Below are 15,710 nucleotides of genomic sequence, written 5' to 3'. Positions count from 1 at the left end.
CCTTTCGAGGTTTCAGCAGTGCCGCCACGCATCGAGCATTGGCTTTTCTCCTTCAAGGCGTTTCTGGCCGGCATGCTTGCGCTGGCGATCGCTTTCTGGCTCGACCTGCCGAGGCCCTATTGGGCGCTTGCGACGGTCTATATCGCGTCGCAGCCGCTGACCGGCGCAACCCGCTCGAAGGCCTTTTTTCGAGTCATCGGCACTCTCGCCGGGGCCGCCATGGCCGTGGTCCTGATTCCCAACCTCGTCAACGCGCCGCCGGTTCTGGTCCTGGCCGTCGCGCTGTGGTGCGCTCTCTGCCTTTATTTTTCGATCCTGGATCGAAGCCCGCGCGGATACGCCTTCATGCTGGCGGGATACACCACCGCGATCATCGGCTTCCCCGCGGTGGAGTCGCCCGCCCAGATATTCGACCTCGCGCTTTCGCGCACGGAGGAAATCCTCGTCGGGATTTTCTGCGCCAGCCTGATCTCGAGTCTCGTCTTTCCCCGCAGCGTCGGCCCGGTCGTGGCGGAAAACGTCGCGCTTTGGCTCGAGGACGCAAGGACGGCCGCGCAGGACGCCGCGCGCCGCGTCGACCCCGACGCGAGGCAGGCGCACTGGCTGCGGCTCGCCGCCGACACCGCGAAAATCGAAAACGTCGCCGCGCATCTGCCCTTCGAGACTACCTCGGAGCGGGACATCCTTCCCCTGGTGCAGCGGCTCGTTCCCCGCGTGCTGATGACCTTGCCGGAGATTTCCGCGATCGGCGACCTCATGGCGGAAGTCGAGGCTCTCGGCGGTCCGTCTCCAAAGATGGCGTCCTTGATCGAAGAAGCGGAGCGTGCGCTCGCCAGCAAGGAGGCCGACGCCTACGCCTCGACGCTGCACGCAGCCGACGCCTTCGTCGCCGAATTCGGCCCCATCCTTTCCTGGCGGGTCCTGGCCGAGCTCAGTCTCGCCATGCGATTGCGCGATCTCATGGCGCTGATATCGGATCAGGACGCGCTCGCACGCGCCCTCGCCGGCGAGGCTGCGTCCGAAAGCCCGCGGCTGAACTTCCGCATGGAGGCGAGCGCCGACAGGGTTCGTTACGAAGAACATGGTCGCGCGCTGGGCGCCGCGGCCACGCTCTTCATCGCTCTCGTCCTGTGCTGTTCCTATTGGATTCTGACGAGCTGGCCGGACGGCGCGGCGGCGGCGATGATGGCCGCCGTAGCCGCCAGCCTCTTCGCCACGCAGGACGATCCCGCGCCTCCCATGGCGAAATTCGCCTTCTGGAGCGCCGTCGGGGTCGCGGTTTCCGGCGTCTATGTCTTCGCCGTTCTGCCCAATGTGCACAGTTTCGAGACGCTGGCGCTAGCTCTGGCTCCGGCCCTGCTCCTCTTCGGACTGCTGATCGCGGAGCCGAGGACCTTCGTCATCGGCGTGGCGCTCGGCATCATCATGCCCACCACCATGGCGCTGCAGCGGGCCTATGACGTCGACGCCGAGGCTTTCCTGAACACCGGCTTCGCCATAGTCGCAGGCATGACGCTGGCGACCGTCACGACCGCCATCTTGCGCCGGGCCGGAGCCAAACGGCGGGCGGAGCAGTTTCTTCACGCCAATGAGCGCAGCCTGGCCGTGGTCGCCGACGTCGGAAACCGCCGCGACGACGCCCATGTCATGGGGCTGATGTTCGACCGCCTGTCGCTGCTGGCGCCCATCGTGGAAGGGACCGACGAGGAACTGCCCGAAGCCATGCGGCAGTTGCGGGCCGGCCTGAACATGGTCGAAGCGCGCAGGGCGCGGGCGCCCCTCACCGACAGGCGCCGGCGCCGGCTCGACGCCGCCTTGCTGCGCCTGCAGCGAAATTATCGGCGCCATGTCTCGCCCGGCGTGAAGTCGCTGGAGGCCCTGAACCGCGCCATCGCGGCGTTGCGGCCCGACGACGACGACGACAGGCCTGCGCTTCTCGCGCTTTCCAGCCTGCGCCGCTGCCTTTTCCCCGAAGCCGCCCCGGCGCTGCTCAACTCCCTGGAGAGAAACATTGTATCCGGAAATTAGCTTCTTCGGACTCTATGCGCCGGCGCTGCTCATATGCGCGCCCGTCGCCTACGCCCTCGCTTCGGCGGTCAGGCTGTCGCTCGGCTTTGCGGGTCTCTATCGCTTCGTGTGGAGCCGCGGCCTGTTCAACGCGGCCGTCTTCGTCTGCCTGCTCGCCGTCACCCTTCATTATTTCTCGGGAGCCTCGCTATGAGGACGATAATCGCGCGCTTTCTTGGTCTCGCCTCCACCGCGGCCGCGACCGCCGCGGCCGCCTATTTCGGCTGGGGCCTCTGGAACTATTACGAAAACGAACCCTGGACGCGCGACGGGCGCGTGCGCGCGGAAGTGGTTTCTGTCGCGCCCGACGTCTCTGGACTCGTCACGCAGGTGCTGGTCGCAGACAATCAGAGGGTGAAAAAAGGCGATATACTCTTTCGCATCGACAGGGATCGCTTCGAGCTCGCGCTGAAACATGCGGAAGCGACGCTCGCCGGACGGGCCGCCACGCTCGATGTCGCCTCCAAGGATCTCGTGCGTTATCGCGCCCTCGACGCAAAGAACAATATCGCGGTTTCCAAGCAGCAGCTGGAAAATGTGGGCGGCCAGCAGGCTCAGGCCCGCGCGGCTTATGAGCAGGCCATCGTCGAAAGGGACACTGCGCGCCTCAATCTGGAGCGTTCCGAGGTGCGCGCCTCGGTCAACGGCCAGATGACGAACTTCGAGCTGCGGCCGGGGACCTATGTGACCGCCGGCAAGGGCGTCGCCGCTCTGGTCGACGAGGACAGCCTTCACGTCGACGGCTATTTCGAGGAAACCAAGCTACCGATGATTCAGATCGGCGACCGCGCCGCCGTGCATCTCATGGGGGAAAGCCAGGACCTTCATGGCCATGTCGAAAGCATAGCCGGGGGCATCGAGGATCGCGAGAGAACCAGCGGGGCCAATCTCATGGCCAATGTGAATCCCACGTTCAACTGGGTCCGGCTCGCGCAGCGCATCCCGGTCCGGATCGCCCTCGACCGCGACAACCCGGATATTCGTCTCGTGGCCGGCCGCACCGCGACCGTGGTCATTCGGCCGGAGAGCGGAGCCCGGCCGGTTTTCGCCCTGTTTTCCCTGCGATGACGGATCTGGAGGCGGATCAGAGGCCGCCGCCCGGGATCCAGGATCGTTCAAGGCTCGTCAACCCTTGTCCGCTAAGACTGCGCCGTTCTTTGATTTTGCTGGCGCTCGGCATATATGCCCGGCGCGAGCTTTCCTGGCGCAATTCAAACAGGCGAGGCGCGGGTGTCTACGACGGCAGGCGGCACGGATCAGCCGGAAGACGCGGATCGCGAGGACTCCGTTGAGAAATACGCAAGATGGATCAGGGAATTGCGGAACGGAAGGCCTGTCCCTTCCCTGCCCTTGGACGGAGCCGATCCGCTCGCGAAACTCGGCTGCGAACTCCAGCTCCTCGCCGATATGCTCGGCCGCCGCGAACGTGAGACGCGCCAGCTTTTCAATCTGGTGCAACTCGTCGAACAGGGCGTCCTGATCGAGGACGTGCTCAATCGAATATTCGACGGATTCGCCGGAGTCATCCCCTATGACCGCATTGGATGCGCGTTCCTTTCGGCCGACGGTCAGACGCTCACCTCGCATTGGGCGCGTTCCAACCTGGGCCCGGTCGTCGTCGGGACGGGCTTCGCCTGCCCCATGAAGAACAGCAGCCTGGAAAATATGCTGAAAACCGGCGAGCCGCGCATAATAAACGATCTCGAGGCCTATCTGGGCTCAAAGCCCAAATCCGCCTCCACGCGCCAGATCGTCGCCGAGGGCGGTCGCTCCAACCTGACCTGCCCGCTCCTCGTCGAGGGACGCCCGATCGGGTTTCTTTTCTTCACCAGCGGACAGAAGAACACCTATCAGGACGTCCATCAGGCTGTTTTTCGGCAGATCGCCAGTCAGGTCTCCATCGTCATCGAGAAAAGCCGCATCTACGAACAGGTGCTCGACCGCAATGTCGAGCTGGTGCGGGAAAGCCAAAAGCTCGAGCAGGCGGCGAGCCATGACGCGCTGACGGGAGTGCTCAATCGCGGCGCCATCTGGACGACGCTGGAACACGCGCTCCAGGAGGTCGGCAAAAGCGGCAGAACGACCGGAGTGATCATGGCGGACATCGATCACTTCAAGGCGATCAACGACACGCTGGGGCACACCGCCGGCGACGCCGCGCTGAAGGAGTTCACCCGCCGCCTGACCGGCGTTCTGCGGGAAGAGGACCAGCTCGGACGCTATGGCGGCGAGGAGTTCCTGATCGTGATGAAAAACGTGACGCCGGACGGGCTGAACAAGGCGGCGGAACGCTTCCGTCAGGCCATTTGCGAATCCGCCTTCGATCTCGGCGGGGCGCCGCGCACGGTTTCCGCCAGTTTCGGCGCAGCGACCGCCGGGGGCCAAAGGCGGTTTCCCATCGATCTGATCGAGGCTGCGGACGAGGCCCTCTATCGCGCCAAGGGAAACGGCCGAAACCAGGTCGTCACGGCCGATGCGGACCCTTGAAAACCATCGCTCGAACGGCGCGCGACGGGCTCATCTCATGCAAAACCTGTTTCTTTCCCAAAGCCGATATATCGACTTCGACCATCCCGCGGTGGCGGAGACGGCCGCGCGCCTCGCCGAAGGCGTCGGCGACGAAACCGCGTTGGTTCGCCGGGCTTTCGCCTTCGTGCGAGACGAGATCGCCCATAGCTGGGATGTCAGGCGCGAGGGACGCCCCACCTGCAAGGCCTCGGAAGTTCTTCTCGAGCGCACGGGCTTCTGTTACGCCAAGAGCCATCTTCTCGCCGCGCTGCTGCGTGCCAACCGGATTCCGGCGGGCCTGTGCTACCAATGGCTCTGCATGGGGGATGCCGGCCCGCCCTATTGCCTTCACGGGCTGAACGCCGCCTTTCTCAAAAACCATGGCTGGGTGAGGCTCGACGCCAGGGGAAACAAGCCGGGGATCGACGCGCGTTTCGATCCCCCGCGCGAGCGTCTCGCCTATTCGCTCAACGATCCGGGCGAGCGGGATCTGCCCGGCGTATGGGCGGCGCCCCTCGCCGATGTCCTAAGCGTGCTCGAAAGCGCCGAAAGCGATGAAGCCGTTTACCGCAATCTGCCGGACGTCCGGCTTCGCCCCTTGTAGCTACGCCGACGTCATGATCTAAAGTTGAGAAACCACGGGCGCGCCGGTCGTCGAGCCGAAACATCAGGATCTAGAGCGCATTCCGCAAAATTTGGCAGACTTTTGCGACAAGAATGCACTCCAACATATTGATTTTGCGCGATTTCTTATCGCTCGAACGATTCCATTCGAGCGGAAGGCGCGCCAGGGAGTCCGGAGCCGGCGCTTTTCGAGCGCATGCCGAGCCGGGCTGCAAGGAACCATCTGCAAGGGGGGCGTTATGATCTTCAAGCGTATCGCAATGGCCGTCGCGGCCTGTTTTCTGCTCGCTCAACCGGCGCTGGCCCAGGAGCGTCCCAATAGCGCCCCGTCGGGCCGCGTCTCCATCAAGCAGTTGCAGGTCGCCTTCATCGGTTCGGGAGCGCTCGGCGGCGGGAGCCTGAGCTACCGCGGCAAGACCTATCCGATTACGGTCGGAGGCCTCGGCGTCGGGGGCATCGGAGCCTCGGAGCTCAAGGCTTCGGGCGAAGTCTACGGCCTCCAGCGCCTCGAAGATTTCCCGGGAGCCTATATCCAGATCCGCAGGGGATGGGCGCTCGGAGACAATGGCAAAGGTGCGCTTTGGCTCCAGAACGACAAGGGGGTCGTCATGCGCCTGAAGACGCAGCGTCGCGGCCTGGCCCTGTCTCTGGGCGCGGACGGCGTGGTGATCGGCTTGAAGTGACCAACTGCCTCCGCCGCGGTTCGGGCCGCACAGGCTCGCGCCCGAACACGCTGCGGAGAAGCCCCTCGGCCCTTCGTCAATCGGGAGCAGCCTCTTTCACCAGGGGGAGCCGAACGGTGAATTTGCTTCCCTTGCCGAGGCCGTCGCTGGAGGCCGCGATCGTTCCCTTGTGAAGGGCGACGAGACTGCGGGCGAGCGCCAGTCCCACGCCTATCCCGGACTGCTTCGCGGCTTCTTCCTGCGGGAGATGAACGAAGAGGTCGAATATCCGCGGCAGCGTTTCGGCCGGGATGCCGACGCCGTTGTCGCAGACGCTCGCCACCGCGAAATCGCCGTCCACGCCGGTCGAAACCTCGATTTTCCCGCCTTTCGGCGTGTATTTGGCGGCGTTGTCGAGAAGATTGCCGAAGACCTGGGCCAGGCGGACAGGATCGCCGGTGACCGACAGCTTCATCGGAAAAAACGAAGTCTGGAGCTTGTGGCCATTGGTTTTTACCAGCGGTTCGCAGGTCTCGAGCGCGTGGCGCACGACCTCGTTGAGGTCGACGGTCTGCAGCCGCAGTTCGACCGTCCCGCGCGTGATGCGCGAGATATCCAGCAGGTCGCCGGCGAGGCGCGTGAGATGCTGGATCTGCCTCTCGATGATCTCGCGCGCCCGCTTGGCGTCCCCTTCCATGGAGCCGATCCGTTTCAGCACCGCGAGGGAGCTGCCGATCGACGCCAGCGGATTGCGCAATTCATGCGCGACGATCGCCAGAAATTCGTTCTTGCGCTGGTTGGCGTTCCGCAGCGCCTGCTGCAATTGATACACATGGATGGAATCGGCGGCCTGCCGCGCGCAAATGTCGATCAGGCGCAAGTCGCGTTTCGACAGCTCATGCGGCGCCCGGAAATGCGCGGATATCATGCCGACCAGCTTGCCGCCGGTCGCGACCAGCGGCGTGGACACCACCGCCCGATAGCCCGCAACCCGCGCTTCTTCACGCATGGCCGCGACGGCGGGCTCCTTTTCTATGTCGGAGACGATAACCTGATGCAAGGCGCGCAAGGCGAGGCCGCAGACGGAGCCCGACGCGGCGTCGACCGTCGCGAAATACTGCAGGAACCGTTCTTCGAACCCGCGCTGCACCAGGATCTGCAGCTTTTTGGTCTTCTCGTCGTATAATTGGATGACGCCGAAATCGGAGTCGATGAGCGCGATGAGCGCGTCCAGCACGGCGGCGAGCGGCCCGCTCAGCTCTTCGCTTTCGGCGATCTTGGTGCTCAAGAGCTGGAGGCGCTGCATCGTCTGCAGTTCCTTGCTCAGCCCTTGCTCGGCGGTCTTGCGGTTGGTGATGTCGGTGAGCGACATGACGACGCCCTCGATGCGGCCGTCCATCGTCTTATAAGGGCGCAGCCCCATGGAGAGCCAGCGGCCGCTGTTGGTCGAAAGCTCGCGCTCGATCGGCAGCAAGGTCTTGAGCACCGAGGCGACGTCCGCCTCCAGATCGGCATAGGCCAGCCGGTTGGTGAAATCGGTTATGACGCGGCCAATGTCGGCGGTGGTGATGTTGAAATAATTGGTGACCGCCGGGGTGAATAATTTGATTTTCAGGTCTGCATCCAGAAACAACGTGCCGATTTCGTTCGTCGCCATCAGGTTTTGCAGGTCGTTATGCGCGGAGGAGATCGTCTCCAGCTTGCTCTTGAGCTCGCTGTTGACGGTCTGAAGCTCCTCGTTCATCGACTGAAGCTCTTCCTTGCTGGTCTCGAGCTCCTCGGCGGTGGAGCGATACTCTTCGTTGATCGACTGCAGTTCTTCGTTTACCGCGCGCAACTCCTGCGTCGCCAGCTCATGCTCCTTGCTGCTGGCGCTGACGCGCTCCTGGGCGACGGCAAGCTCCTTGCGCAAGCGCGCCACCTCCTCCTGGTTTATGTCCTCGTCCCTGGGCGGCTCGCCGGCCGCCGGCGTCTTGCCTGCGTCGAGGAAGAGAACGATCGCCTGCGCCAGGCCTTCGCCTTCCTTCGCCGCCACTGGCGAGACATTCAAGGACACCAGCCTGCGGCCTCCGTTGAAGCCCACGGGAATAGGCATGGTCAGGGTGGATTCGCCGGTATCGAAGGCGCGCTGCAAGGCGAGCTTCAGATCCACGCGCAGTTCCGGCCGCACCTGGGAGGTCAGTTCGGGGCTGTATGGTCCTTCCGTCGGCCTGAAGAAGAACCCTGCGTTAGGGGAGAGATGGAGGATACGGTGTGCGCTATCCACAAGGACGCTGGGCGGCGCGTGGTGCTCAAGCGCCAAAGAATGCGCATGGCCGACTGCGACGACCTGTCCGGACGAAACGACGCCCTTGGGAACAAATTGCTGAAACCGGTGGTCCGTCATGAGCTCAGGCAGAAGCGGCGGAACCTTGTCCGCCTGAAAGACAGGCGCGAAAATCCGGGCCTCGCGATCGAGCGGCCGGAAAAAAGAGGTAGCGTCGACCGCTTCAGCCGATCCGAGAAAAAGAAAGCCGCCCGGCTTGAGGGCATAATGGAACAGGCTGCATAATTGTCGCTGAAGCTCGCGCTGCAGATAGATCAGCAGATTGCGGCAGGAAATCAGATCGAGCCTGATGAAAGGCGGGTCCTTCAGCGCGCTGTGCAGCGAAAAGAGCACGAGGTCGCGGAGTTCTTTCCTCACCCGGTAATTCACGCCGTCCTCGATGAAGAAGCGGCGCAGCCGCTCTTCCGTCAGGTCGGATTCGATCGCCTTCGGATAGCGCCCCTCGCGCGCCGTGGCGAGCGCGGCCTCGTCGATGTCGCTGGCGAAAATCTGAATGGAGGGATGCACGCCGCGCCGGCTCGCCTCCTCCAGAAGCAGCATCCCAATGCTATAGGCCTCTTCGCCGCTCGCGCACCCCACCACCCAGACGCGGATCGGCGCGTCTCCGTTGAGCTGATCGAAAAGCGGCGAAATCGCCTTCTCGGCGAGCGCGGCGAATGCGGCCTTGTCCCGAAAAAACGACGTGACCGAGATCAGCAGATCGCTGAAGAGTTCCTTCGCCTCGTCTGCATTGGCCTGGAGAAAACGAGTATAGGCGCCGAGGTTTATCTGCTGTGTCACCTGCATACGCCTCGAAAGGCGGCGCAGGATGGTCGGGCGCTTGTAATTGGAAAAGTCATGCCCCGTGCGCCGCCGAAGATGAGCGATGATCTGGCGTAGCTCTCGTTCCGTTTCCTCTCCTTCCATGCTGCGCATGGCTTCCTTGCTGCGCGCAACGTCGGCGATGTGCTTCACCAGACTCTCGATCGGAGCAACGAAATCGACGGCGCCCGTCTCGATGGCGCTCTGCGGCATCATGGGATATTCGGCTTCTTCAGGGTCTTGAACAAAAATAACCCCTCCGGCCTCCTTTATGGCTCGGACGCCCAGCGCTCCGTCGGAACCGGAGCCGCTGAGCACGACAGCCACGCCTTCGCCCCTCGCGGTAGCGATTGAACGGAAGAATACGTCTATCGGAGAACGCCGGCCGCGCGGTTCGGTGAAAGGCCGCACCGCAAGATCATCGCCTTGGATCACCAGCTCGCGGTTTGGCGAAATGATGTAGATGCGATTGGGCTGAAGACGAATCTGATTTGTGACGGTTTCCACCGGCATCCGGGTGCGCGTCGCCAGAATTTCCCCCAGCGCGCTGGGCTGATCCGGGGCCAGATGCACGATGACGACATAGGCGAGGCCAAGATCGTCCTCGATCCTGGAAAAGAAACTCTGAAGCGCGGCGACGCTTCCCGCCGAGCCCCCGAGCGCGCATACCGGGGTATGGAAAGCGTGATCGGCGGGATCGGTCAAAACGGCGCTCCTGGGGCGATGGCGGGGCGAAATGTCGAACTGGCTTTCACCCCCAATATAAGTACTTCGCCGAAAAAGGGAAAATTCAACTGGGTAGCACAAGGACCTTCCCTTCGGGCCGGTCGTCCGAGACCTGGGGCGACCCCAAGGGGCGCATTTAGCTCCAATCTAAAGTTTGGACTGCAGCACGTTCTCGGGCGTCGGATCGGGGAGATAACACAATGGCTATTCTGGTTTTTCCGCCGTCCCCGTTACGGCCCGCACAATTCCATGATTTTTACGATTTGTTCTAGTGACAGGCAGAAGTCCGGCGTGTCCGTGATCAGCGCCGTCAGAGGCATCGACGGATCGAGGGCTTCCTCCGGCGTCTGGACGATGGTTCGCCCGCCGTGGGCTTTGATGGATTTCAGGCCCTCGGCGCCATCCTTGTCGCCCCCGCTGAGAACCACGCCGATGACCCGCTCCCCATAAGCCTCGGCGGCGGAGATGAACAGCGGATCGGCGGCCGGCCTGGTGTAGTGGACCTTGGGTCCGGGGTGCAGATGAACCCGCCCGGGCTCGATAACCATGTGACGATCCGGCGGAGCTACATAGACGTGATTTGGCGAGATGGCTTCGCCGTCTTCGGCGAAAGACACTTCGAGCCCGCTCGACCGGGAAAGGATGGTCGCCAGATCGCTGGGGTGTTTCCGATGTGAAGGACGATGAATACGGAGGCTCCGCAGTCGCGAGAAATAGCCGCGACGAGGCTTTTCAGCGGATCGAAGCCGCCCGACGAAGCTGCAATGACGATGATGGGGCCCATCAGGGATCAACCAGCATGGCCCCCGGAAGTTCCGGACAGGACACGCCCAAGCCTGCGACAATCCGAGGCTGGTCGATCAGGCCCCATCACGGCCACGAGCGAAGCGGAAGGCGATCCTCAACCCCCAACACCCAGGATCGCCGCGTCGCGGGTCTCCTCGCGAGGACGACGCGATGCCGTTCATTCGCGCGGGAGCGCCTTCAGTTTCGCTTCAGATGGTCCGGCAACTGCGGCTCGCGATCGATGAGATCCGCGAAATGCCTCTCGAAGCCCTGCCCGCCCATGGCGGCGCCGAGGCCCGCAAGCGCCGAGCTTATCAGCGCCGCCTCATGATCGTCGAGCACCCGGACGGCGCTGCCCAGATGCACGAGCACATGCGCACCGGGCGGCTGCGGGCCGACCAGCAGCGTCGAAACCCTCAGCCTCTCTCCCTCGCTCTCGCACAGGGCCGAAAACTCGTCGCTCTCGAGCACCTTCATCGGGACGCCGATGCACATTTATTGGATGACCCCCAAATAGCAAAGGCGTCTAGCTCAGGCAGACGGCGCTCTTAACCCTCCCCTAGAGGGGGAGGGTCGCCGCGAAGCGGCGGGGTGGGGTGGCTTTCTGTTGCAATTGCTGCATTTATCCCCCACCCGTCGCGCTACGCGCTACGCCCTCCCCGCAAGGGGGAGGGATGGGGAGCACCACGTTCCCAGGTTCTTCCCTTCATAGCGCCCTACGCCCGTTTCATCAGCCTCTTCGTTCGATAGCGGCGTCGCTGTCCAGGCTGCGTTCATATCCCAGCCGATCGATGTCGTGGCGGAGCAGCCCCTCCCGCGGCGAGAGAGGCTGGACCCTCGGCGCACAGGCGAAACCCCACTCGTTCAGCAAACCGCTCGCCGCCTCGACCGCGAGGTCGATGGCGCCGCGCACCGGCGCCGTCAACGGACCGCCCCAGTTTTCGAGGTCGAGCGGCTGGCAGCCGATCAGCGCCAGACGCTGCGGATAATCGCCAAGCAGATCGGCGGCGCTCAGCACTTCCTGGAAGCCCGTCTGATGCAGGCTCATTTTCTTCGAGCCGGTAAATTTGGGAACTTCCTCGTCACGCACGATTTTCAGCGTGCCCGGCGTCAGGCCGTAGTCGATGGCGTCGAAAACGATGAGGTCGTCCGCCTCGCGCACGAACTGCACGAGATAGAGCCCCTGCGTGCCTCCGTCGAGCACCGTGACATCGCCCGTTACGTCGTAGCGGCGGTGGAACTCCTCCACCGCACGCACGCCGAAGCCTTCGTCGCCCCAGAGAATATTGCCGATCCCGAGGATGAGCGAGCGACGCGCCACTAGTCAGTTCCCGCCTTTGAAGTGGCGTTCGCCAGAGATCATCGAGGAGATGATGCTCTGGCGCGACATGATGTCCTCGCGCACCGCAGCGTAGATATGGACGATCACGAAAGTGACGATCACCCACATTCCGAGGTGGTGCCAGGTGTGGACGTCCTGCGAATTCGGCCAGATCGAGAACACCCAGCCGAACAATTTGTACTGCCAGCTGTCGCGGCCCTCGCCCTCGGAATACAGGGCGAAGCCCGTCACGATCATGAACAGGCCGGCGACGGTGAACATGGAGAACATCGCAGTCTGGGCCAGCGGATTGTGGCCGACATATTTCAGCGGCTGTTTTTCCAGGAAGGCGTACCACCGGATTTCATGGGCCAGTTCGCTCCAGAACGATGCGCGCCAAACGGGCACGAAGAAGATTTGCTTGGCGTGTTCGTTTCCGACAAAAGCCCAGTAGAGGCGCAGCAAAAAGCCGACCGCCATGATCTGGCCTGCGCTGAAATGAGCGAAGCGGATGTAGCCCATTATGAAATGCTGGGAAGCTTCGCCCGTCACCGTCGGCGGGGGCGAAGCAATCAGATAGCCGGTCACCGCGAGCACGACGATAGCCAGGGCGTTGATCCAATGCCACAGGCGCACGGGCGCTTCATAGACATAGACGGTCGGACGAGCGATGGTCTTCTCGCCATGCGGATCGGCGACCTCGACAATGCGTGAAATGTCGGTCATGACGCCCTCCCTCCCCTAGCGCACCTGCACTCGCGTCATTTCCTGTCCATCCTCGCTCATGACATGGGTCGAGCAGGCGAGACAGGGATCGAACGAATGCAGGGTCCGCAGGATTTCGAGCGGCTGGGCGGGATCGACCATCGGCGTATCCATCAGCGAAGCCTCGAAGGCGCCGATGTTGCCGGCCGGATCGCGCGGCGAGCCGTTCCAGGTCGTCGGCACGACGCACTGGTAATTGTCGATCTTGCCGTCCTTGATCTTGATCCAGTGGGCCAGCGCGCCGCGAGGCGCCTCGGTGAAGCCGACGCCCTTGGTCTCCTTGGGCCAGTGCTGCGGCTCCCATTTGTCGACATTCGCGGTCGACAGGTCGCCGGCCTTGATGTTGGCCATCAGCTTTTCGAAGAAATGGCGCTCCTGATAGGCGGCCCATTGCGCCTCGAGCGCGCGGGCGGCGGTGCGGCCGAGGGTCGAGAACAGCGCCGACACCGGCAAGCCGAGGTCGTGCAGAACCTTTTCGACCGGCTCCTTGAACTCCGGCTTGCCCTGCGCATAGCCGATGACCCAGCGGGCGAGCGGGCCGACTTCCATCGCATGGCCGCGCCAGCGCGGCGCCTTGATCCAGGAATATTTGCCGCTTTCGTCGAGCTCGACGATGTTGGTCTTGGTGCCTTTGGCGTTGGGCCCCAGCTCGAAATGCGGATCGGTGACGCCGTCCCAGGGATGCAGCCCCTTGGTCTCGTCGCCGTATTTGTACCAGGAGTGGGTGACGAATTCCTGGATCTCGTGAGAATCGCGGTGATCGACGGGATGAACCTCGCTGAGGTTTCCGTTGATGATGGCTCCGCGCGGCAGAAGCAGGCTCTTGTCGCTATAGTCGTTGGCGCGCTCGGGCACGTCGCCATAGGACAGCACCGATTTGCCGGAAAGGCCGCCGCCGTAGAGCCAGTCCTTGTAGAAGGACCCTATCGCCATCACGTCGGGAATATAGACCTTGTCTATGAACTCGATGGTCTGGTCGATGATGCTCTTGACCAGATTGAGCCGCTCGATGTTGATCGCGCCGACCGCGCCGGTCCCGTCGATGTTGATCGCGCAGGGCACGCCGCCGACCAGCCAGTTGGGATGGGGATTCTTGCCGCCGAAGATCGTGTGGATCTTCACGATCTCCTTCTGGAAGTCGAGCGCCTCCAGATAATGCGCGACCGCCATCAGATTGGCTTCCGGCGGCAGTCTATAGGCCTTGCTGCCCCAATAGCCGTTCTTGAAGGGACCGAGCTGGCCCGATTCGACGAATTTCTTCAGGCGGGTCTGCAGGTCCTTGAAATAGCCGGGCGACGACAGCGGCCAGCTGGAAATGGACTGCGCCAGCGCCGAGGTCTCCTTGGGATCGGCGGAAAGCGCCGAGACCACATCCACCCAGTCCAGCGCGTGCAGATGATAGAAATGCACGAGATGGTCGTGCGTCTGCAGCGTGAGCTGCATGATGTTGCGGATGGAGTTGGCGTTGTCCGGGATCGTGATGCCCAGCGCGTCTTCCACTGCGCGCACCGAAGTGAGCGCATGCGTGCCGGTGCAGACGCCGCATATCCGTTCCGTGAAGGCCCAGGCGTCGCGCGGGTCGCGATTCTTGAGGATGACTTCGATGCCACGCCACATGGTCCCGGTCGAAACCGCGTTGCGGATGACATTGTCGGAATCGACGTTCACCTCGACGCGCAAGTGACCTTCGATGCGCGTTACGGGGTCCACCACGATGCGCTTGCCGCTGTTGTCGAGCTTGAAGCCGTTGGGCGTCTGGACGCCCGCGCCGGCGGCCGGAGCCGCTTGATCCTGTGAAGTGCTCTGCTGCGTCATTTTCATTGTCCTGAATGGGCGGCGTCAGGCCGAGCGATTGTCAGTGATCCTGGTCTTTCGACATGATGCGCTTGACTGCGGTCGCTGCGGCATGGGCCGCGACCGCGACGCCGACGGCGCCCGCGGCGGCCATGCCGATTTCGTCTGCGGTCTTCTCGACGCCGAACTGATGGATATTGGTCAGCCGCTCATAGAACGGCCCCTTGTCCCAGAAGCCCTCTTCCGAACAACCGATGCAGCCATGACCCGACTGGATCGGGAATGATACGCCGCCGTTCCAGCGAACAGTGGAGCAGGCGTTATAGGTGGTCGGGCCCTTGCAGCCCATTTTGTAGAGGCAATGGCCCTTGCGCGCGCTCTCGTCGTCCCATTGCTCGACGAACTGGCCGGCGTCGAAATGCGGGCGGCGATAGCATTTGTCGTGTATGCGCTGGGAGTAGAACATCTTCGGCCGGCCCTGCCGGTCGAGTTCCGGCAAGCGGCCGAAAGTGGTGATATAGGTGACGACGCCGGTCATGACCTCGGCGATCGGGGGGCAGCCCGGCACCTTGATGATCGGCTTGTCGTAAATCACCTTGTCGATCGGCGTGGCCCGGGTCGGATTGGGCTTGGCCGCCTGCACGCAGCCCCAGGACGCGCAAGCGCCCCAGGCGATGACGGCCATGGCGTCCTCGGCCATCCATTTGAGCTTTTCGACGAAGGGCCTGCCGCCGTCGATGCAGAACATGCCGTCTTCGTTGAGCGGCGGATTGCCCTCGACCGCGAGAATGTATTTGCCCTTATATTTCTGCTTGGTCTCTTCCAGGATGGCTTCGGCCTGATGCCCGGCCGCCGCCATGATGGTGTCGTCGTAATCGAGCGAGATCATCGACAGCACGACGTCTTTGACCAGCGGATGCGCCGAGCGGATGAAGCTTTCCGAGCAGCAGGTGCATTCCAGCCCATGCATCCAGATGACCGGCGTGCGCTCATTGGTCTCCAGCGCATTTGCAATTCGGGCGGCGCCCGTGGAGCCGAGACCCAGACTGGCGGCCGTGAGGCTGCAGAATTTCGTAAAGCTCCGACGCGTCACGCCCTGACGGCGAATGACGTCGTAAAAGGTTTCGACAGCGGCCATTACCCGCTCCTCCTGATGGCTTCCCCAACGGCGGGCCGCGGTCTGCGCCGCGCGCCTCATATCGTTGAGGCTCGAATAGCAAGGCTTGGGCCAGCTCAGCCGATTCTAAGAAAAGCCAAGGAAAATTAACTTGTTTCGCCAGCGCCGCGCGGCTGCGGCCGGCTCCGGCCCGGCTAGGTCGTTTTCAGGCCG

General features: G+C 63.1%; 12 protein-coding genes and 1 pseudogene. 6 read left to right on the top strand and 7 right to left on the bottom strand.

What is annotated here, in order from left to right:
* Positions 1 to 18: 18 nt before the first annotated feature.
* The 6 genes from H2LOC_RS00960 to H2LOC_RS00935 all read left to right on the top strand — a co-directional run bounded on the left by H2LOC_RS00960 (position 19) and on the right by H2LOC_RS00935 (position 5,882).
* On the top strand, positions 19 to 2,028 hold the full coding sequence (locus tag H2LOC_RS00960; RefSeq protein WP_162009673.1) for an FUSC family protein: 2,010 nt from the start codon (positions 19 to 21) through the stop codon (positions 2,026 to 2,028).
* Positions 2,012 to 2,221, top strand: coding sequence for a DUF1656 domain-containing protein (locus H2LOC_RS00955; protein ID WP_136494685.1), 210 nt, complete (start codon positions 2,012 to 2,014; stop codon positions 2,219 to 2,221). The genes H2LOC_RS00960 and H2LOC_RS00955 overlap by 17 nt, the downstream gene beginning before the upstream one ends.
* Entirely contained in the window at positions 2,218 to 3,135 is a 918-nt protein-coding gene (locus tag H2LOC_RS00950) for an efflux RND transporter periplasmic adaptor subunit (RefSeq protein WP_136494684.1), read from the top strand. Before H2LOC_RS00955 ends, H2LOC_RS00950 begins: the two co-directional genes overlap by 4 nt.
* 162 nt (positions 3,136 to 3,297) lie before the next feature.
* Positions 3,298 to 4,554, top strand: a complete 1,257-nt coding sequence (locus H2LOC_RS00945; protein WP_162009672.1) for a sensor domain-containing diguanylate cyclase — start codon at positions 3,298 to 3,300, stop codon at positions 4,552 to 4,554.
* 37 nt (positions 4,555 to 4,591) lie between these two features.
* On the top strand, positions 4,592 to 5,179 hold the full coding sequence (locus H2LOC_RS00940; RefSeq protein ID WP_136494682.1) for a transglutaminase-like domain-containing protein: 588 nt from the start codon (positions 4,592 to 4,594) through the stop codon (positions 5,177 to 5,179).
* 259 nt (positions 5,180 to 5,438) lie between these two features.
* Positions 5,439 to 5,882, top strand: a complete 444-nt coding sequence (locus tag H2LOC_RS00935) for a hypothetical protein (RefSeq protein ID WP_136494681.1) — start codon at positions 5,439 to 5,441, stop codon at positions 5,880 to 5,882.
* A 76-nt stretch (positions 5,883 to 5,958) separates the two neighbouring features.
* Here H2LOC_RS00935 and H2LOC_RS00930 read toward each other — a convergent pair whose 3' ends face one another.
* From H2LOC_RS00930 to H2LOC_RS00900, 7 genes and pseudogenes are all read right to left on the bottom strand, one after another.
* The gene (locus H2LOC_RS00930; RefSeq protein WP_136494680.1) at positions 5,959 to 9,693 is read right to left on the bottom strand and encodes a chemotaxis protein CheB; all 3,735 of its coding nucleotides are present in this window, start codon (positions 9,691 to 9,693) and stop codon (positions 5,959 to 5,961) included.
* Positions 9,694 to 9,944: 251 nt separating this feature from the next.
* Positions 9,945 to 10,498 (bottom strand): annotated as a pseudogene (locus H2LOC_RS00925) (chemotaxis protein CheB).
* 200 nt (positions 10,499 to 10,698) lie between these two features.
* Positions 10,699 to 10,995 (bottom strand): HypC/HybG/HupF family hydrogenase formation chaperone, encoded by a 297-nt coding sequence (gene hypC, locus H2LOC_RS00920; protein ID WP_136494679.1) that lies wholly within the window; start codon positions 10,993 to 10,995, stop codon positions 10,699 to 10,701.
* Positions 10,996 to 11,230: 235 nt separating this feature from the next.
* A complete protein-coding gene (locus H2LOC_RS00915; protein WP_136494678.1) occupies positions 11,231 to 11,821 on the bottom strand; it encodes a HyaD/HybD family hydrogenase maturation endopeptidase in 591 nt (196 codons plus the stop codon).
* A gap of 3 nt (positions 11,822 to 11,824) precedes the next feature.
* The gene (gene cybH / locus H2LOC_RS00910; RefSeq protein ID WP_136494677.1) at positions 11,825 to 12,547 is read right to left on the bottom strand and encodes a Ni/Fe-hydrogenase, b-type cytochrome subunit; all 723 of its coding nucleotides are present in this window, start codon (positions 12,545 to 12,547) and stop codon (positions 11,825 to 11,827) included.
* Between the two features lie 15 nt (positions 12,548 to 12,562).
* On the bottom strand, positions 12,563 to 14,401 hold the full coding sequence (locus tag H2LOC_RS00905) for a nickel-dependent hydrogenase large subunit (protein ID WP_136494676.1): 1,839 nt from the start codon (positions 14,399 to 14,401) through the stop codon (positions 12,563 to 12,565).
* Positions 14,402 to 14,441: 40 nt separating this feature from the next.
* Positions 14,442 to 15,518 (bottom strand): hydrogenase small subunit, encoded by a 1,077-nt coding sequence (locus tag H2LOC_RS00900; protein ID WP_136494675.1) that lies wholly within the window; start codon positions 15,516 to 15,518, stop codon positions 14,442 to 14,444.
* Between the last annotated feature and the right edge of the window lie 192 nt (positions 15,519 to 15,710).

Source organism: Methylocystis heyeri (assembly GCF_004802635.2).
In the GTDB taxonomy this organism is placed as follows: domain Bacteria; phylum Pseudomonadota; class Alphaproteobacteria; order Rhizobiales; family Beijerinckiaceae; genus Methylocystis; species Methylocystis heyeri.
This window is presented reverse-complemented; position numbering and strand designations above follow the sequence as displayed.

Bases quoted from the DNA above. Each gene is read 5' to 3' on its own strand.
- H2LOC_RS00950 (WP_136494684.1), top strand. From the start codon at position 2,218: ATGAGGACGATAATCGCGCGCTTTCTTGGTCTCGCCTCCACCGCGGCC.
- H2LOC_RS00940 (WP_136494682.1), top strand. From the start codon at position 4,592: ATGCAAAACCTGTTTCTTTCCCAAAGCCGATATATCGACTTCGACCAT.
- H2LOC_RS00935 (WP_136494681.1), top strand. From the start codon at position 5,439: ATGATCTTCAAGCGTATCGCAATGGCCGTCGCGGCCTGTTTTCTGCTC.
- hypC (WP_136494679.1), bottom strand. From the start codon at position 10,995: ATGTGCATCGGCGTCCCGATGAAGGTGCTCGAGAGCGACGAGTTTTCG.
- cybH (WP_136494677.1), bottom strand. From the start codon at position 12,547: ATGACCGACATTTCACGCATTGTCGAGGTCGCCGATCCGCATGGCGAG.
- H2LOC_RS00905 (WP_136494676.1), bottom strand. From the start codon at position 14,401: ATGACGCAGCAGAGCACTTCACAGGATCAAGCGGCTCCGGCCGCCGGC.
- H2LOC_RS00900 (WP_136494675.1), bottom strand. From the start codon at position 15,518: ATGGCCGCTGTCGAAACCTTTTACGACGTCATTCGCCGTCAGGGCGTG.